Raw genomic sequence first — 18,503 nt, forward strand, 5'->3', positions numbered from 1 at the left:
CCTTTTTTATAGATATTATTTATGATACCAGGGTCAGAATCCGAAGCTTTTGCCCCGGCATCTATTTATAGAATTACAGTTATCAGCAGATTGGAGTAAACATGGAAATAGAGCGCAAATTTCTCGTATCACAGATACCCGGCGACATAGCACAGTATAAGTGCAGATTTATTGAACAGGCATATCTTTGTACGAATCCTGTTGTCCGTGTACGCCGTGACAACGATGATTATTATCTCACATACAAATCCAACGGCTTTGTTGCCCGTGAAGAATATAACCTTCCGCTCACGCAGGAAAGCTATGAACATCTTCTTGGCAAGGCTGATGGCAACATAATCACCAAAAGAAGATACGAGATACCTATAGAATATGACTACTATATGCCTGATGAGATATGCAGGAACAATCCTGACCACGCACCTTTTCTTACGATAGAGCTTGATATATTTGAGGGGAAGTTCGCCGGAACGGTTCTTGCCGAAGTTGAATTCGCTTCAGAGGAAGAGGCCGGAGCTTTCATTCCTCCCGACTGGTTCCTGGAAGACGTGTCATACTCATCCGAATATCATAACAGTAATATGAGCATGCGCACATTCTGATATGAGTATGCACAGGAATGGAGATTATAATGGATATCACAAAGATAAAAAAACAGTTTAAAATACTTTTAGCAAGTTTTGAACATTCTGCCAAAATTCTTTTAAAATGGCTTGTGTGTTCAGTAATTATCGGTCTTTTAATCGGACTTATAGGCTCATTGTTCTATTGGGCAATATCAGCTGCTACAACATTCCGCACAGAGCATTCTTATATACATTTTCTGCTGCCGTTAAGCGGTCTTTTGATAATCGGCCTGTATCAGCTCCTGCATTCTCTTAAGAATTCAGGTACCAACCTTGTTATTAAAGCTATACAAAGCAACGAAGAAGTCCCTCTTAAGGTGTCATTCCTTATAATAGTATCGACTTTCATAACTCACCTTTTTGGCGGTTCTGCCGGCCGTGAAGGAGCTGCGCTCCAGATTGGCGGTTCATTCGGCAATTACATTGGCAAAAAGCTTAAGTTTGACGAGCGTGACACCAAGATTCTCATTATGTGCGGAATGAGCGCATGCTTCTCCGCACTGTTTGGCACTCCGATGGCGGCTGCCGTATTCTCAATGGAAGTTGTAAGTGTCGGACTTATGCACTATGCTGCTTTGGTTCCGTGCGTACTTGCCTCTTTAATTGCTGCAGGCGTTGCGGGATTTTTCAATATAACACCAACTGCATTTACAATAGGCAGTATTCCGGCAATGACACTGTCAGGCGGAATCAAAACAATTATTCTCGCTGCACTGTTTGCCGCAGCAAGCATACTGTTCTGCGTTACTCTTCATAAGAATGAAGAGATTTTTGCAAAACTGTTTAAAAATCAATATATCCGCATACTTGTAAGCGGCTGTATCGTTGTGCTTCTTAACACACTTCTCGGCACAACCGATTACATGGGTGCCGGCGGCGGCGTCATCGCACGAAGCTTCACAGGCAGTGAGGCATGGTATGTATTCCTTCTCAAAATTATATTAACCGCATTGACGCTGTCCGGAGGTTTCAAAGGCGGTGAGATTGTTCCATCACTCTTTATAGGAGCAACTCTCGGCAGCTTTTTATCATCAATATTCGGCCTTCCTCCGGCACTTTGTGCAGCATGCGGCATGGTCGCCGTCTTCTGCGGCGTTACGAACTGCCCTATTACATCTCTTCTCATGGCTGTTGAGATGTTTGGAACAGGGGCGGTACATTATTGCATACTTGCAATCGCAATAAGCTATCTTCTTTCCGGATACTACAGCCTTTACAGCAGCCAGAAGATTGTATACTCCAAGTATGAACCGCGCTACATCAATCGTAATGCAAAGCAATGATATAACATAAATCATGGTCAGAATTAAAAATGGGATGTGAAAAATAAACCACTTTTCACATCCCGTTTTTATTTTAATATCAGCCTATTACATCACTCATGTCATACATGCCTGCCGGCTTACCTGCCAGGAACTTGGCAGCTTCAATAGCACCCTTTGCAAATACAGCCTTAGAGTAGGCAGTATGCTTGAATTCTATGACCTCATCCTCTCCGGCAAATATCACTTCGTGCTCACCAACGATTGTTCCGCCTCTTACCGCACTGATTCCTATCTCCTTAGGATCACGCTTCCTGCGCTCCTGACTTCTGTCATACTTATAATAATATCCATCAGGAAGTACATCCTTAATTGAATCTGCAAGAGCAAGTGCTGTTCCGCTCGGTGCGTCAAGCTTCTGGTTATGATGCTTCTCTACTATCTCGACGTCAAATCCGGCAGGATTGAACACCTTCGCCGCCTGTGCAAGGAGCTTGAACAGAGTATTGATACCAAGTGACATATTGGCAGACTTAAGAACTGCTACCTGCTTTGATGTCTCATTGATTCTCTCTATCTGCTCATCGCTTAATCCTGTTGTACATACTACAACCGGAACCTGATTCTTAGCAGAGAACTCAAGGAGCTTATCTACTGCCTTGGCTGAAGTAAAATCGATTATTACATCTGCCTTGACTACGCAGCTGTCTATTGACGGAAATACAGGATATTTGTTGTGCCCGTCATCAAATGGATCAACTCCCGCAACTATCTGTGCATTCTCATCACCTTCCAGCAGATTGGTAATCATCTGTCCCATCTTGCCATTACAGCCGTGCATTATTATTCTTGTCATTATAATCCTCGTTTCTGCGGCATATACCGCTTATCGAATAGTTATACTATTACCGGTTCTTATAAAAGTATTATTACTTCAGAAGTCCGTAATTCTTAAGAGCATTCTTAAGAGTCTCAAGATTCTTGTCTTCCATTGGTGAAAGAGGCATTCTGAGTGGTCCTACTTCCATTCCCATAAGATTAAGCGCATGCTTTACAGGGATTGGATTAACCTCACAGAAAAGTGCATCTATAAGCTCAATAGCCTCAAGCTGAAGCTTTCTGCTGGCCTCAACATTGCCTGCAAGATACTCTGCGACAATATCATGTGTCTTCTTAGGAGCAACATTGGAAAGCACTGATATAACACCCTTGCCGCCAAGTGAAAGGATAGGTACTATCTGGTCATCATTACCTGAGTACATATCAATACATCCGTCTGCAAGTGACATAAGCTTTGCTGCCTGTGAAATATTACCTGTTGCTTCCTTAATACCTACAATGTTATCTACTGTCTTAGCAAGAGTAACTGCTGTCTCCGGAAGTATGTTACAGCCTGTTCTGCTTGGTACATTATACATGATTATAGGAAGGTCTACTGACTTTGCAATTGTTGTATAATGTGCAATAAGTCCCTTCTGTGTAGCCTTGTTATAATACGGTGTTACAACAAGAAGACCGTCAACGCCTACACTCTGTGCTTCCTGTGAGAGGAATACTGCAGACTCAGTGCAGTTAGAGCCTGTTCCTGCAATTACAGGAATTCTCTTATTAACATGTGATACAGTAAATTCAATTGCATCAAGATGTTCCTTCTCGCTTAATGTTGATGCTTCACCTGTTGTTCCGCACACAATAATGGCATCTGTTCCGTTATCTACCTGATAATCAATAAACTCTGCCATCTTATCATAATTAATCTCTCCGTTAGCCTTCATAGGCGTAATCATTGCAACGCCTGCGCCCTCAAATATTGCCATACTTCTTTTTCCTTTCATTATTAGATCTGCATCATTAAAAAAAGCCCTTACGGGGCTGCAAAAAGAGGACGTGAGAAGTCCATCCTTTAAGTAGCCCTCCATCTTAAGAATCTGCTGTCAAAAAGCTATCCTAAAGATGACAGTGACATGGCTGTTAACCATGCCCCCAGCAATGAAAGCCAGCACCTTCATCACTTCGGCGTCATCCCCTTTGAAATGGTTTCTTCTGTATCTGTTACATCCGCCATTCTACTCTTGAATTACGCACCTCTACTTTTTATATGCTTACTATAGCATTATGCTTCTTATATGTCAATAAATCTGCAAATCTATAATTTTTTTGTAATTTTCACATTGCCAAAGTACCAATCATATAGTATTATAGTACTATGTTTTGTAAATGTATTATCATGAATAAGGAGCTTAATGAAAAATAAAATTCTTACAATTATATTTCTGTTATTAATTGTTCTGTTATTTCCAGCCATATTAAAGTGCAATAATATAAAGCCTCATTCTGACAGGCTTATAAGCAGTAATGTGTCAGATATAACAGATTCTGTCGAACCGGCTGCGGCAGGCGATTATCCACCGGATTCATATAACTGCTCATATACTATATCAGATAATGAAAGCAAGCGTTTTGTCTACATAAAAGGCTTTTGGACATCTGTAACCGTATATGCAGATGACGATATCATATACTCCGGCAATGATAAGAACCCGAATAATGATATGTCTGTATGCTGGTTCAGTATTCCGGCAGGAACAGGTGAACACACTTTGTATATACATGCCGTTTCTAAAAAGACACATTATAATGATGAGGTAATTTCAGAAATTATCCTTGCAGACAAAGGTGATTTTAACGAATACATTTTCATGAACAACATTTATGCATTTATATTCTTCATATTTGCATTAATAACAGGTCTTCTGTGTCTTATAGGAGCATTAAGCATGCGCCGCCGTGTATCACAGAACAGTTATCTGACATTCACATACCTTGGCATATTTATATTACTTGCAGGCACATGGCTTCTGCTCGACTCGAAGCTGCTTCTTCTTGTAACTAACAGGACCGCACTTATATCACTTGCTTCATATACAGTATTTATGCTTATGCCTGCCGTACTGATAATGTATATAAGTGAGATGTCTTCCGGCAGCCAGCGTCCTTATTATATATTATGCGGAATAATACTTACCAACACTGTATTATATCTTATAAGTTATATCCTGGCACCTGTTATGATTCCGTATGTACTCTCAGCATGCCATATAATGATTATGTCCGCTATCATATATGTTCTGTACAGATGCATACGTAGTGCAGGAAGTTATAACACATATGAACTAAAAAGCATCCTTGCAGGATTTATATTTATGTGTCTGTTTTCACTTATGGCGCTTATATCATTCTATATAAGCAGCTCATCGCATTATTCTTATGTATACGCCATAGGACTTGCCATATTCATCACATGCATGATTACAGCATCTTTGCAGCGGATGTACAACTATATAACCGACAATGCCAACGTAAGCGCCTACAAGCAGCTGGCTTACATTGATTCGCTTACCGGTCTCATGAATAAAGCTTCATTCACGACCGAACACATTAAGCCGATTACATCTCCTACAGCATATATCATGTTCGACCTTAACGGACTTAAGCACACCAATGACACTTACGGACACAAAGAAGGCGATGAGCTGATAGCTGCAGCGGCTGAATGTATCCGTGCAGTATTCGGACGCATTGGCAAATGCTACCGTTTTGGAGGCGATGAGCTGATTGTCATTCTGTACGGATTCAAAGCCAGGGATATTGATGCTCTTCTCAATTACAAATTACCGGCTGTCATAAACTCATGCAACTCCAATAGAGACATTCCGCTTGATGTTTCATATGGATATGCGATATGTAACGATAATTCTGTAACACGTCACGAATTATTCAAACAGGCTGATGAACGCATGTATGCAATGAAAAAGAGTGTAGAAGGCTGCTCCCGGTAAACAGATAATGTATATGTGCTTCTCTCTTATTCAATATAAAAATGCTGCCATGCATGTGTCACTTCGTCTTCGGGCACAGTTCCCGGGCGATGTATTCATGCATGGCAGCATCCAATTAAGTGATATTTATATCTGCCGATTACTGTTCGTCTATATCTTCATGGCTTTCTGCAGCAGTAACCGTATCAGGCTCACTCTTATCCGCAAGTTCTATCTTGCTGATTGATACCTCATATGCCACTCTCTTCTCTACCTCAGTCTCACTGATCTTCTTGGCATATTCACGGCTCTGGACTCTTCCCCATACAAGGAGATGTGCTCCAACCTCAAGAGAAGCTGCATATCGTGCATTACGTCCCCATGCGATACATGGAATGTAATCCGACTTACCGTAAGGTCTGTTGACAGCTATAAGGACATCTGCTATCTCTCTTCCGAGAGGCGTCTTTCTATAAATAGGAGGCTTGCAGATGAATCCGTCAAGATATATCTGATTCGACTTATTCTGCTCTTCCGGCTCTTCATCAACAAACTGAAGCTCTCTGACAAATATTGAAAGCATAAGTCTGTTCTTTGTACCCTCATGCTTATTATATGATCTGAACTGGCCGATTACTTCAATCATCTTATCTCTGTAATCCTGTGTCACATCAATAAGTCTCTCCGAGATCATGAGAGGAATAACGTCTGCCATATTGCTCAGTCTGTTAACTGACACATTGACGATATAAAATCCTTCCCCAAATACCTCATGACTGTACTGAAACTCAGATACGATTCTGCCAACAATACATACCTTGTTATTTTCTATTACCTTGTCTACCATTTTGATTTCTCCCTTCGTTCTTCTCATTCTACTATATTGCGCGCTTAATAAGCATATTCCAGATATAGTAGTTTTGTCTATAAAATCTTATCGACCATATTTGATATAATACATCAAACACTCTACATATTGTAACATTTCACAAAATAATCACAAGTAAATTTTCGGTTAAGAATTTTAAATTTTAATAAAGCAAAAATCTCCTCACACCAGTATTCACGCCATTGTGAGGAGATTATCATGTTATATCTTATTAAAGTTTATACAATAATTACTTGCGGTTAGCTCTGTAACGCTGTGTCGAATCAAGTATCTTCTTGCGGATTCTAAGTGACTTAGGAGTTACTTCAAGAAGCTCATCCGTATCAATGTAGTCAAGTGCCTGCTCAAGGCTTAATATCTTAGGCGGTACAAGTCTGAGTGCCTCATCCGAACTTGAAGATCTTGTGTTGGTAAGATGCTTTGTCTTACATACGTTAACCTCAATATCCTCGGCACGTGGATTCTCACCAACTATCATTCCGGCATATACTTTCTCGCCAGGTCCGATGAAGAGCTGTCCACGCTCCTGTGCATTGAACAGACCATATGTTATTGCTTCGCCTGACTCATAAGCTATAAGTGAACCCTGCTTTCTGTACTGGATATCACCCTTGTATTCTTCATAGCCCTCAAATGAAGTATTAAGAATACCATTACCCTTTGTATCTGTCATGAACTCTCCACGATAACCTATAAGTCCTCTTGAAGGTATTGAGAACTGAAGTCTCGTATAACCGCCATTGATAGGTGTCATGCCAAGAAGTTCACCCTTACGCTGGCTGAGCTTCTGGATTACGTTTCCTGAGAATTCTTCAGGGACATCAACATACGCAAGCTCGATTGGTTCAAGCTTTCTTCCTCTCTCATCATAATGATAGAGAACCTCTGCCTTACTTACCGCAAATTCAAAGCCTTCACGTCGCATGTTCTCGATAAGTACCGAGAGGTGAAGCTCACCACGTCCTGATACCTTGAATGAATCCATTCCTTCATTCTCCTCAACACGAAGGCTGACATCTGTATTGAGCTCGCGGAAAAGTCTGTCTCTGATATGTCTTGATGTTACAAACTTACCTTCCTGACCTGCGAGCGGACTGTCATTAACCATGAAATCCATAGACAGTGTAGGCTCTGAAATCTTCTGGAAAGGTATTGCCTCAGGGTTATCTACTGAGCAGATTGTATCACCGATTCGTATATCAGGAATACCTGAAATAGCTACGATAGAACCTATCTTAGCCTCGTTAACCTCTATCTTGTTAAGTCCCTCAAACTCATAGAGCTTGTTAATCTTAACTCTCTTGCGGAAATCAGGGTCATGGTGGTTAACAAGCATTACTTCCTGATTAACCTTGATTGAACCGTTATCAACCTTACCAACACCGATACGTCCTACATAGTCGTTATAATCAATCGTGCTTATAAGTACCTGTGTAGGTGCATCAGGGTCACCTTCAGGTGCCGGAATACTGTTGATAATTGTCTCAAACAAAGGTGTCATATCCTTACGCTCATCATCAAGATCAAGTACCGCAAATCCGGACTTTGCTGATGCAAATACAAACGGACAGTCAAGCTGATCGTCATTAGCATCAAGATCGATAAATAGCTCAAGAATCTCATCTATTACTTCCTGAGGTCTCGCCTCAGGTCTGTCTATCTTATTAATACATACAATAACCGAAAGATCAAGCTCAAGTGCTTTCTGAAGAACGAACTTTGTCTGAGGCATTACGCCTTCATATGCATCTACTACAAGGACAACACCATTAACCATCTTGAGTACACGCTCTACCTCGCCACCAAAATCAGCATGTCCAGGAGTATCGATAATGTTAATCTTTGTTCCGTTATAATTAATGGCAGTGTTCTTAGATAAGATTGTGATACCCCTCTCACGCTCAATATCATTAGAGTCCATAACACGCTCTGCCACTTCCTGATTAGCACGGAATGTACCGCTCTGCTTAAGAAGCTGGTCTACAAGCGTTGTCTTACCATGGTCAACGTGGGCTATAATTGCAATGTTTCTTACGTCCTCGCGCTTAGTTCTCATCTTTAATCCTTTCCTGCCCGGCTGAGGGCTTCCTATTAAAATAAATGTCAAATAAAAATATTTTTTGTAACTTTAATATTCTATCACACTATAATCGGATTGCAAGAAAAACTTACAAATTATTTTTTATTGCGAACGCTCCCCGTATGTGGTAAGTTATATTTTATACAGTTTTATCATTAACAGGAGCGTACACGATATGAACTTTTTAGAAGAAAGAATTGCAAGGGACGGAATTGTAAAAGAAGGTAATGTGCTTAAGGTTGACAGCTTCCTTAACCACCAGATGGACATCAGGCTTTTCGATGAGATAGGCGCTGAATTCAAGCGTCGTTTTGCTGATGCCGGCATTAACAAGATTCTTACTATCGAAGCTTCAGGTATAGGCATTGCCTGCATTGCTGCCAGGCATTTTGACGTACCTGTTGTATTTGCCAAGAAATCAAAGAGCATTAATATAGAAGGAGAAGTATATGTTGCCGAGGTTGAATCATTCACCCACAAGTGTAAGAACAATGTTATTGTCTCCAAGAAGTTCTTAAACCCGGAAGACCGTGTGCTTATCATTGATGATTTTCTTGCCAACGGATGCGCCCTTCAGGGTCTTATCTCTATTGTGAATGAATCCGGAGCAACCGTTGAAGGCATTGGTATTGCAATTGAAAAAGGCTTCCAGCCAGGCGGCAGAATCATCCGCAATCTCGGATACCACCTTGAGTCTCTTGCAATTGTTGACAGCATGAATGCAGAAGACGGAACAATCAGCTTCAGAGAACAGTAATCACTATTATATTAATACACACGGAGAATAATTCAATGGATGATAAAATCAAAAACAAATCTAATAATTCAAATACTTCAAATACTTCGATAGATAATCTCTACAGGCTTGACGGCAGGGTATCCATACAACAGGCGGTTCCTTTTGGACTGCAGCACATTCTTGCCATGTTTGTAGCCAATATTGCTCCTATATTTATAGTAGCAGGTGCCAGCGGTCTGACAACCGAACAGTCGGCAATGCTTATCCAGAGTGCAATGCTTATTGCCGGAATAGGTACTCTTATCCAGCTGTTTCCTATATTCCGGTTAGGCTCAGGTCTTCCTATAGTAATGGGTATCAGCTTTACATTTGTTTCAATATTCTGTTATATCGGGCCGGTCTACGGTTATAATGCAATTGTAGGTGCCGTGCTTATCGGCGGTCTGATAGAAGGCTGTCTAGGTCTGTTTGCCCGGTACTGGATTAAGCTCATCACTCCTATCGTGGCTGCAAGTGTTGTTACGGCAATCGGATTCTCACTGCTGTCTGTTGGTGCTTCTTCATTCGGAGGCGGCAGCGGAAGTGAGGCTTTCGGTTCCGCAACCAACTGGATTCTCGGAAGTATAACTCTTATCTGCTGTATACTCTTTAATATATTTGCAAAATCATACCTTAAGCAGCTTTCAGTCCTCTTCGGCCTTGTTGTCGGTTATATTATCGCCATATTCCTCGGTGTTGTTGATTTCTCTGCACTGCATGGAAGCGCAATTATTGCATTACCGTCAATTATGCCTTTCAAGCCTGAATTCAATCTGAACGCCATTGTGTCGGTAACACTGATATTCCTTGTATCTGCAACAGAGACAATCGGCGATACATCCGCTCTTGCAGCCACAGGTCTCGGACGCGATGCTACACTTAAGGAGACATCAGGTTCAATTGCCTGTGACGGATTCATAAGTGCTCTCTCGTCAGTATTCGGCTGCCTGCCTATAACATCATTCAGCCAGAATGTAGGTCTTGTAGCCATGACTAAGGTAGTTAACCGTTTTGCGATTGCAACAGGTGCCGTAATTATGATTCTTGCCGGTGTATTCCCGATTCTCGGTTCACTGCTTGCCACACTTCCTGACGCGGTGCTTGGCGGTTGTACGATAATGATGTTCGGCAATATTGTAATCAGTGGTCTGCAGATGATCAGCAAATGCGGCTATACACAGCGCAATATTACCATTGCTGCCCTGTCACTGAGTGTCGGAATCGGCTTCACACAGGTACCTGAGATATTTGACATATTCCCTCATATCATCAGGACGGTATTTGCAGAGAACTGTGTTGCGGTTGTATTCATTGTGGCTATAATTCTCAACCTTGTGCTTCCTAAGAATATGGAGGCAGCGGCGGCTTCAAAAGAGGCTTCAAAATAATCGGAATTTTTATAAGATATAAAATATAATCAAAAAGCACCACCATCCCGGCACAAAGCAAGTGCTTCAGATGGTGGTGCTTTTTGATTTATCTTATTAATGAATCAGTGAACCGATTAGTGAACCTTGTTCTTAATCTCGCTGTCTATCTTCTCTACAAACTCATCAAGTCCGAGTACTGTTGTGTCTGCCTCTCCGTGAAGTCTGTATGATACAGTTCTGTCCTCCTTCTCGTTAAAGCCGATAACAAGAAGATACGGAACCTTCTGGATCTGACCCTCACGCATACGGTAGCCAAGCTTCTCGCCTCTGTCATCAAGTTCAACTCTTACATTCTTTTCTTCAAGAGCGCTGCAGATCTCATGTGCATATTCCATAAGCTCTTCGTTGTCTGTCTTAACAGGCATTACTCTTACCTGGACAGGTGCAAGCCATGTAGGAAGGTTGCCCTTTGTCTCCTCAAGGATGTAAGCCATGAATCTGTCAAGTGAACCGAGTATTGCTCTGTGAAGAACTACAGGTGTCTTCTTCTCGCCATCCTTATCAATGTATGTCAGATTAAACTTAGCAGGGAGACAGAAATCAAGCTGGCATGTTGAAAGCGTATATTCATTACCTACTGCCGGCTTAACATTAACATCAAGCTTAGGTCCGTAGAATGCAGCCTCACCAATCTCCTCAGTATATTCAATTCCAAGATCGTTAAGAACTGTTCTGAGGGCATCCTCTGCCTTGTTCCACATCTCATCATCATCATGGTACTTAACCTTGTCTGCAGGGTCCCTGAGTGAAAGTACGCAGCGGTAATCTGTAATGCCAAAATCCTTGTATGTGCTGAAGATAAGGTCAACTACCCGCTTGAATTCATCCTCTATCTGCTCAGGTGTTACAAAGATGTGTGCATCATTCTGGCAGAAATGTCTGCCTCTCTCAATTCCCTTAAGAGTACCGCTTGACTCATATCTGAAGTCATGTGCTATCTCACCGATTCTGATAGGAAGATCCTTGTATGAGTGCATTCTGTTAGCATATATCATCATATGGTGAGGGCAGTTCATAGGTCTTAATACAAATGACTCACCGTCAACATCCATTGCAGGGAACATATTCTCCTTGTAATGATCCCAGTGTCCTGATGTCTTGTAAAGGTTAACTGTACCGATACATGGTGTCATAACATGAAGGTATCCAAGCTTTCTTTCCTTGTCCTTAATGTAATTCTCAAGCTCCTGCCATATTACATATCCCTTTGGAAGGAACATTGGAAGACCGCGTCCGATAAGGTCATCTACCATGAAAAGTCCCATGTCCTTACCAATCTTTCTGTGGTCTCTCTCCTTAGCCTCCTCAAGAAGCTGAAGATGTGCCTCGAGTTCTTCCGGTGTAGGAAAACATACACCGTAGATTCTCTGAAGAACCTTATTATTGCTGTCACCCTTCCAGTAAGCACCCGAATGTCTTATAAGCTTAAAGTTACGGCAAAGCTTTACATTGTCAACATGAGGTCCGCGGCAGAGGTCTGTAAAATCTCCCTGCTCGTAGCATGTGATATTCCCATCCTCAAGATTATTAATCAGGTCAATCTTATATTCGTCATCCTTGAACATCTCAAGGGCTTCTTCCTTGGAAATCTCTTTTCTGATAATCTTCTTGCCTGTCTTGGCAATCTTCTTCATCTCTTTTTCGATTGCTGCAATGTCCTCATCCCTGATTACATCATCACCGAGGTCCACATCATAATAAAAGCCTTCCGCAACTACAGGACCAACCCAGAACTTAGCCTGTGGGTAGAGATGCTTAATAGCCTGTGCCATAAGATGCGCACATGAATGATTGAGTGTGTTAAGATTCTCATCTTCCTTAAAATTAACCATTGTCCTTCTCCTTTATATGTTAATAATGTTATTCATATTGAAAAAAGCACCCTCAGATATGCCGGCTAAGACTTGCTTAGCCTGATCTACCTAAGGGTGCCTGCACACGGTTCCACCTTATATTTCACTCTTGGCTTATAACGCAGCTACACGGTAACGCTTCAAAATCGTTCATGCCCTGATTCCTTCTACGCACAGCTCGAGAATGGTCTTCATGTACAATCTCCATAAGCAGCTTACACCAACTGCTGCCCTCTCTGAATGGTTCACGCACACTACTGTTTCTGTCATCGCTTTTTCAATATTCTTGCGTTATTGTACCACGGTCAATGCAAATAAACAATACCATTTTTTGTTTTTTATCTGCCGTACTGCATTCTCCAGTCAATACATCTCTGTAGGTAATTGATGTACTCCGGATTCTTGCACATTCCTTTGCCTGTTGTATCAGATATCTTGGCGACATCCATACCGTTGCATGCCGTTGTCTTCATGACAATGTTAAGTGCCGGCACGTCAGTATCATTTGCAATATATGTTCCTATTCCAAATGCAACCTTCGCTCTGTCCTTAAAGTATGAATTAAGCTTATCAGCTCTCTCAAAATCAAGGCTGTCACTGAATAACAGTGTCTTTCCTCTGTGGTCTATTCCAAGACTCTTATAATGCTCAATCATCTTATCTCCCCACTCATATGGGTCTCCGCTGTCATGTCTTACTCCTGAGAACAGAGTTGCATATGTAAGCTGGAAGTCCTTGAGGAAACAGTCTGTTGTGATTGCATCAGTAAGCGCTATACCATTCAGCACTCCATATTCTCTTACCCATGCATCAAGTGCATACCAGTTCGAGTATGCCGGATTATGCTTGTGGTTGCCCTGTCCCACACACATAATCCACTCATGTGCCATCGTTCCTACCGGAGTAAGGCCGAACTTTTTGGCAAGATATACATTGGATGTTCCGACAAATGCAGATGCAGGATACTTCACGCCGCTAAGCTTCTGTATTGCAAGCTCCTGCGCTTCTGACGAAAGTCTCCTTCTGAGACCGAATTCGCTGAAGGAACCGAGATTATACTCACCGCTGAAAAGCTTATTGACCTTGTCATCAAGTCTCTTCTTGAAGCTTTCAAACAGCTCGTCATAACTGTACTGCATTCTGAAATAGACTTCATTTACAATTGCAAGTGTAGGTATCTCATACATTGACGTATTAAGCCATGTACCCTTAGTCTCGATTGCAAGTCCGCACTCAGCATCCGACGTAATCTCAAAATCCTCAAATCTCGGCTGCCATAATCTGAGGAAATCAATATAGCTTCCCTTAATCCATTTTACATTATTGAGGTATTCAAGCTCCTCCTCTGTAAATCTGAGTGAGCAGTACGCCTTAATCTGCTCCTTTATCTCATCAACCATCTCATCCGTAAAATGCACATCCTCATTGCGGCATTTGAATGACCATGTTGTCTTATAATCACTGAACTGATGATAAATAGCCTGACCCATGCTGAACTTATACATATCTGTCTCTAAAAGACTTACAATAACCTGATTTAATCTCATACTAATCCTCCATTATATCTGTACAAAGCCGATGACTTTCTCCCTGTAATTGAAATACCCTTTTTATCAAGGAGCATTACCTTATCAACTATCTTATCCCTGAAATTAGCCTTATACAGCTTCTTTCCGAGAATAATCTCATATACCCTCTGAAGATCCGGAAGTGTGAACTCCTTAGCCATAAGATTGAATACAACATCCGAATACTCTGCCTTATTCCTAAGACGCATCAGGCCCTCAAGAATTATCTGTGCATGATCAAATGCAAGCTTCTCCTCTCCGACTGCTTCGGGTACATAATTTTTCACCTTGATGACACCATTTTTGAATATCTTCTTCTTAAGTGAATATTCAATGTGTATGCCCCTTCCCTCATTGCTGAAAATGAGGCTTCTTTCTGTCATCCTGATATCAAACCAAAGCGCATCCTTGGCATCATCTCCGGCTCTTACCATCGATTCAACATTCTTAAGTGGGACAAGTGCCATGTATGCAATATCAATAACACGCATTCTCGGATCTCTGTCCGGCTGGCTCATGGTATATATCTGTTCAAGATAAATATCCTTAAGCCCTGTCTCCTCTTCAAGCTCCCTGCATGCAGCTTCATATGCCGACTCGTCTATTCCGACAAAGCCTCCCGGAAGCGCCCAGCAGTCGATATACGGATGATTACGTCTTTGTACCAGCAGTGTCCTGAGGCTTCCGAGCGACTTGTCCATCGCAAGTATCATCATATCAACCGATACGGAAGGTCTGTCATAATCACCCGGACAATACTGCTCAAGGAATTCCTTCTCCGTAAGTCCGTCCGCATTGCGCTTTTCCATTCAAATCTCCTTTCGTAAAAGTATTTATTTACTACTTATGTTTTATATTATTACTACTCTTTGCGGCATATGTCAACACTTTACGTTGAAAAAGTTGTTTTTTGCTACTTTTAATTCATAAAAATACGGCTGCTCATAATGTCTCCGTGTCCCCATGCTTATGCGGTACATCTTCGCCACTTCACCTATAAGAAAAAGCTTTGCATTATCCACTTCATATGCTCTGTATGTCAGATTTTCTGTGTATCAAGCTTACCGCTGTTTTTCAGCCATATAAATGCTGCCACACATATTATGACTGACAGAAATGACCCCGCCGGTGCTGCAAGTCACATAGGCAGCAGCGTATCTGCAAACATTCTTGACGCAAGATACGAGCCGGGAACTCTGACAAGCACTATCGCTGCCATATTGTGGATAAACCCTATGTAGGATTTGCCGTAAGCACAGAAATATCCTGTAAAGCTGAAATGTATGCCTGCAAATATACAGTCAAATATGTATCCTCTTATATACCGGCTTCCCATAACTATTACGCCGCTGTCCTTAGTAAACATCGTAAGCACCGCTTCAGCGGCTATCTCTATGATGACAGTAACTATTATTCCGTATACAGTTGTTATCATCGTGGCATACTTAAGCGTCTTTTCGGCTCTTTCCGGCTTTCCGGCACCTATATTCTGTGCCGACAGGGCAGATACCGCTGCAAGCATCGATGATGGCACGATAAACAGGGCGCTTATAACCTTTTCAACAATACCTACTGCTGCCGCATCAGTAATTCCCCTGTGATTGGCTATTACTGTTATTATCATGAATGCTACCTGAATACATCCGTCCTGAACAGCCACAGGAAGTCCGACCTTAAGGATGTCTCCCATAATATTTCTGTCGGGAATGAAGTCTGATTTGGTAAGCTTAATCCCCGTATTCTTTCTCTTTATTGATATCAGCGCAATTACTACGCTTAAGGTCTGCGCAAGCACTGTACCGAGCGCCGCTCCCACAGGACCTGTATTCAATGCACCCATGAATACATAATCAAGGATGATATTGGCAATGCAGGCTATCCCAATAAAATACATCGGGCTTTTTGAGTCACCCAGACCTCTGAATATGGCACTTATAATATTGTACGCCGTTATGAACGGAATTCCGATAAAGCATATCGTAAGATAGCCGGCTGTACCGCTGACAGCCTCTGCCGGAGTTCCTATTATAATAACTATATGTCTTACCGCTATGAGAAGCACTATAGTAAGCACAACTGCCACTGTCATAAATAAAGTAATCGTATTGCCGATTGCTGCTGACGCCTTATCATTTTTCCGACCGCCTATGGCACGTCCGACCATTACCGTTGTTCCCATTGCAAGACCGACAAGAATTACCGTCAGCATATGCATAACCTGACTTCCGTTGGATACGGCAGTTATTCCGTCAACTCCGCCAAACTGTCCTATAATGAACAAATCCGCCATTCCATACAATGTCTGTAAAAAATATGACAGAAGATATGGCAGTGCGAAAAATACAATCGTCTTAAATACACTGCCTGATGTAAGATTCTTTTCCATGACCTGTACTTGTCCCGCCGCCCTGCGCACTGAATCTGTAATCCTAAGTCCGGCGGCATTTCCCTCCATAATTTAATTTATATCTGCCAGGACTGCATAATCCCAATACTATTTTAACAGAACTTCTATGCATGTAACATAGTCTTCTATATTGCAGAATTGTTATATTTATCGTAAATTTCATTTTCTACATTATGCGCATACTGGATATATGCGAGTTCTCAGCCTTGCTATCTGTTCGTCTATATATTTTTCCCTTTCAACAAACATCTCAAGAAATGTATCAGGGCTTCTTCTGTTAAAGAACTCCCACTAACTTTGCAAATTCTCCGGTTTTCATGTATATGTTATGTTACATATCTTTATATGTTTCCTTACTCTTTATTATTTATTCTTGACTATAGGGTTACACTATAGTATATCCTGTCATTTGTCAATAAATCAGCTACAGAAACGGAGATTATTATGAGCATGTCAATAAACCAGCATTTTACGCCTGTAAAGCTTATCCGCTTTGCAGCGCCGTCAATTATAATGATGATATTTATGTCCCTCTACACAATTGTGGACGGCATTTTTATATCAAGATTCATCGGAAGCAATGCGCTTTCATCCCTGAATATAGTATTTCCTGTAATTAATATTGCAATTGCAATCTCCACAATGCTTGCGACAGGAGGCAATGCAATAATCAGCAAATATCTCGGTGAGGGACGCAGACGTGAGGCAAGTGAATGTCTGACAATGTTTGTTGTTGTGACGGTGTCTGCAAGCATTGTAATTATGGTTCTTACATTTGCATTTCTTACACCAATCTCACGTCTTCTCGGAGCAACCGATATTCTTCTTGAGGACTGCCGCAGCTACCTTGCGACTGCGATTGCATTTGCACCAGCATGCATGCTTCAGGCACTGTTCCAGTCCTACCTTGTAACAGCCGGTCTTCCTGCGCTCGGACTTTGCCTTACGGTGATTGCGGGAATCCTTAATGCGGTGCTTGATTATATATTCATCGTAGTGCTCGGTCTTGGAATTGGCGGCGCTGCCGCCGCTACAGGCATAGGTCAGTGTGTACCTGCCGCTGCGGGCCTTATATATTTTACATTTATCGGTAAGACAATACATTTCACACGCTTCCACTTGCGCATAAAAGAACTTTTGGCTGCCTGCTATAACGGTTCATCCGAAATGGTAACCCAGCTTTCCAATGCAGTTGTGACATTTCTCTTTAACATGGTAATGATGCGTCTTGCAGGTGAAAATGGTGTTGCCGCCATAACAATCCTTCTGTACGGCCAATACCTTTTTAATGCATTCTATCTTGGATTTACAATAGGAATCAGCCCTGTTGTAGGCTTTCAGTTTGGAGCAAAGAGAAAGAATGAACTTAAGAATATATACAGAGTATCTTTTATATTTGTGATGTGTTCATCGCTGCTGCTTACATTGGCTGCAATACGGCTGTCCACACCTATCGTATCCGTATTCACGCATGATGCCGGCACATTTGCACTGGCTTCATCAGGCTTCCGGATATTTGCCTTCAACTTTTTATTCAGTGGCTTTAACATTGCTTCATCCGGATTTTTTACCGCATTGTCCAATGGGCGTGTGTCTGCGGTCATATCATTTGCCCGCACACTCGTATTCACTGTGCTGTCACTGCTTATTCTGCCTCAGATTATAGGAATTAACGGTGCATGGACTGCCATACCGGCAGCAGAGTTCCTTACGCTCATACTGTCGGCCGGCATGCATTTGAAATATTTTATAAGAAATAACAAATATAATTACTTTGAATGATGAAATGCAG

General features: G+C 41.7%; 14 protein-coding genes and 1 riboswitch. Of the genes, 6 read left to right on the forward strand and 8 right to left on the reverse strand.

Going from position 1 to position 18,503, the window contains the following annotated elements:
* Positions 1 to 101: 101 nt before the first annotated feature.
* The gene (locus NQ488_10760; GenBank protein ID UWN95051.1) at positions 102 to 602 is read left to right on the forward strand and encodes a CYTH domain-containing protein; all 501 of its coding nucleotides are present in this window, start codon (positions 102 to 104) and stop codon (positions 600 to 602) included.
* Positions 603 to 631: 29 nt separating this feature from the next.
* Positions 632 to 1,909 (forward strand): chloride channel protein, encoded by a 1,278-nt coding sequence (locus NQ488_10765; protein UWN95052.1) that lies wholly within the window; start codon positions 632 to 634, stop codon positions 1,907 to 1,909.
* Between the two features lie 79 nt (positions 1,910 to 1,988).
* On the opposite strand, the gene dapB is transcribed toward NQ488_10765, so the two are convergent.
* Complete coding sequence (gene dapB / locus NQ488_10770; GenBank protein UWN95053.1) at positions 1,989 to 2,744, reverse strand: 4-hydroxy-tetrahydrodipicolinate reductase; 756 nt, start codon at positions 2,742 to 2,744, stop codon at positions 1,989 to 1,991.
* A gap of 73 nt (positions 2,745 to 2,817) precedes the next feature.
* Entirely contained in the window at positions 2,818 to 3,705 is an 888-nt protein-coding gene (gene dapA, locus NQ488_10775) for a 4-hydroxy-tetrahydrodipicolinate synthase (protein ID UWN97149.1), read from the reverse strand.
* An 83-nt stretch (positions 3,706 to 3,788) separates the two neighbouring features.
* Positions 3,789 to 3,986: riboswitch (Lysine riboswitch) on the reverse strand.
* A gap of 145 nt (positions 3,987 to 4,131) precedes the next feature.
* Here dapA and NQ488_10780 point away from each other — a divergent pair.
* The gene (locus tag NQ488_10780; GenBank protein UWN95054.1) at positions 4,132 to 5,727 is read left to right on the forward strand and encodes a GGDEF domain-containing protein; all 1,596 of its coding nucleotides are present in this window, start codon (positions 4,132 to 4,134) and stop codon (positions 5,725 to 5,727) included.
* Between the two features lie 139 nt (positions 5,728 to 5,866).
* Here NQ488_10780 and NQ488_10785 read toward each other — a convergent pair whose 3' ends face one another.
* Both NQ488_10785 and typA read right to left on the reverse strand, forming a co-directional pair.
* Positions 5,867 to 6,553 (reverse strand): single-stranded DNA-binding protein, encoded by a 687-nt coding sequence (locus NQ488_10785; GenBank protein ID UWN95055.1) that lies wholly within the window; start codon positions 6,551 to 6,553, stop codon positions 5,867 to 5,869.
* A gap of 271 nt (positions 6,554 to 6,824) precedes the next feature.
* On the reverse strand, positions 6,825 to 8,651 hold the full coding sequence (gene typA / locus NQ488_10790) for a translational GTPase TypA (protein UWN95056.1): 1,827 nt from the start codon (positions 8,649 to 8,651) through the stop codon (positions 6,825 to 6,827).
* A gap of 199 nt (positions 8,652 to 8,850) precedes the next feature.
* On the opposite strand from typA, the gene NQ488_10795 reads away from it, so the two are divergent.
* Positions 8,851 to 9,432, forward strand: a complete 582-nt coding sequence (locus tag NQ488_10795; GenBank protein ID UWN95057.1) for a xanthine phosphoribosyltransferase — start codon at positions 8,851 to 8,853, stop codon at positions 9,430 to 9,432.
* Between the two features lie 35 nt (positions 9,433 to 9,467).
* Positions 9,468 to 10,841: a purine permease gene (locus NQ488_10800; GenBank protein ID UWN95058.1), complete on the forward strand. Its 1,374-nt coding sequence runs from the start codon at positions 9,468 to 9,470 to the stop codon at positions 10,839 to 10,841.
* A gap of 116 nt (positions 10,842 to 10,957) precedes the next feature.
* Here NQ488_10800 and thrS read toward each other — a convergent pair whose 3' ends face one another.
* The 4 genes from thrS to NQ488_10820 form a co-directional block, all read right to left on the reverse strand.
* A complete protein-coding gene (gene thrS, locus NQ488_10805; protein ID UWN95059.1) occupies positions 10,958 to 12,715 on the reverse strand; it encodes a threonine--tRNA ligase in 1,758 nt (585 codons plus the stop codon).
* Positions 12,716 to 13,074: 359 nt separating this feature from the next.
* Positions 13,075 to 14,283 (reverse strand): nicotinate phosphoribosyltransferase, encoded by a 1,209-nt coding sequence (gene pncB / locus NQ488_10810; GenBank protein UWN95060.1) that lies wholly within the window; start codon positions 14,281 to 14,283, stop codon positions 13,075 to 13,077.
* Entirely contained in the window at positions 14,280 to 15,113 is an 834-nt protein-coding gene (locus NQ488_10815) for an NUDIX hydrolase (protein ID UWN95061.1), read from the reverse strand. Before NQ488_10815 ends, pncB begins: the two co-directional genes overlap by 4 nt.
* Before the next feature lie 329 nt (positions 15,114 to 15,442).
* Complete coding sequence (locus tag NQ488_10820) at positions 15,443 to 16,759, reverse strand: MATE family efflux transporter (protein ID UWN95062.1); 1,317 nt, start codon at positions 16,757 to 16,759, stop codon at positions 15,443 to 15,445.
* 396 nt (positions 16,760 to 17,155) lie between these two features.
* Here NQ488_10820 and NQ488_10825 point away from each other — a divergent pair, with 396 nt between their 5' ends.
* Positions 17,156 to 18,493: an MATE family efflux transporter gene (locus tag NQ488_10825; protein UWN95063.1), complete on the forward strand. Its 1,338-nt coding sequence runs from the start codon at positions 17,156 to 17,158 to the stop codon at positions 18,491 to 18,493.
* The last annotated feature ends 10 nt before the right edge of the window (positions 18,494 to 18,503 follow it).

The sequence above is a fragment of the [Bacteroides] pectinophilus genome, from assembly GCA_025146925.1.
Taxonomy (GTDB): Bacteria; Bacillota; Clostridia; order Lachnospirales; family Lachnospiraceae; genus Bacteroides_F; species Bacteroides_F pectinophilus.

What these genes read in the sequence shown, in the direction of transcription:
- NQ488_10760 (UWN95051.1), top strand. Translation starts at nt 102, where the DNA reads ATGGAAATAGAGCGCAAATTTCTCGTATCACAGATACCCGGCGACATA.
- NQ488_10765 (UWN95052.1), top strand. Translation starts at nt 632, where the DNA reads ATGGATATCACAAAGATAAAAAAACAGTTTAAAATACTTTTAGCAAGT.
- dapB (UWN95053.1), bottom strand. Translation starts at nt 2,744, where the DNA reads ATGACAAGAATAATAATGCACGGCTGTAATGGCAAGATGGGACAGATG.
- dapA (UWN97149.1), bottom strand. Translation starts at nt 3,705, where the DNA reads ATGGCAATATTTGAGGGCGCAGGCGTTGCAATGATTACGCCTATGAAG.
- NQ488_10780 (UWN95054.1), top strand. Translation starts at nt 4,132, where the DNA reads ATGAAAAATAAAATTCTTACAATTATATTTCTGTTATTAATTGTTCTG.
- NQ488_10785 (UWN95055.1), bottom strand. Translation starts at nt 6,553, where the DNA reads ATGGTAGACAAGGTAATAGAAAATAACAAGGTATGTATTGTTGGCAGA.
- typA (UWN95056.1), bottom strand. Translation starts at nt 8,651, where the DNA reads ATGAGAACTAAGCGCGAGGACGTAAGAAACATTGCAATTATAGCCCAC.
- NQ488_10795 (UWN95057.1), top strand. Translation starts at nt 8,851, where the DNA reads ATGAACTTTTTAGAAGAAAGAATTGCAAGGGACGGAATTGTAAAAGAA.
- NQ488_10800 (UWN95058.1), top strand. Translation starts at nt 9,468, where the DNA reads ATGGATGATAAAATCAAAAACAAATCTAATAATTCAAATACTTCAAAT.
- thrS (UWN95059.1), bottom strand. Translation starts at nt 12,715, where the DNA reads ATGGTTAATTTTAAGGAAGATGAGAATCTTAACACACTCAATCATTCA.
- pncB (UWN95060.1), bottom strand. Translation starts at nt 14,283, where the DNA reads ATGAGATTAAATCAGGTTATTGTAAGTCTTTTAGAGACAGATATGTAT.
- NQ488_10815 (UWN95061.1), bottom strand. Translation starts at nt 15,113, where the DNA reads ATGGAAAAGCGCAATGCGGACGGACTTACGGAGAAGGAATTCCTTGAG.
- NQ488_10820 (UWN95062.1), bottom strand. Translation starts at nt 16,759, where the DNA reads ATGGAGGGAAATGCCGCCGGACTTAGGATTACAGATTCAGTGCGCAGG.
- NQ488_10825 (UWN95063.1), top strand. Translation starts at nt 17,156, where the DNA reads ATGAGCATGTCAATAAACCAGCATTTTACGCCTGTAAAGCTTATCCGC.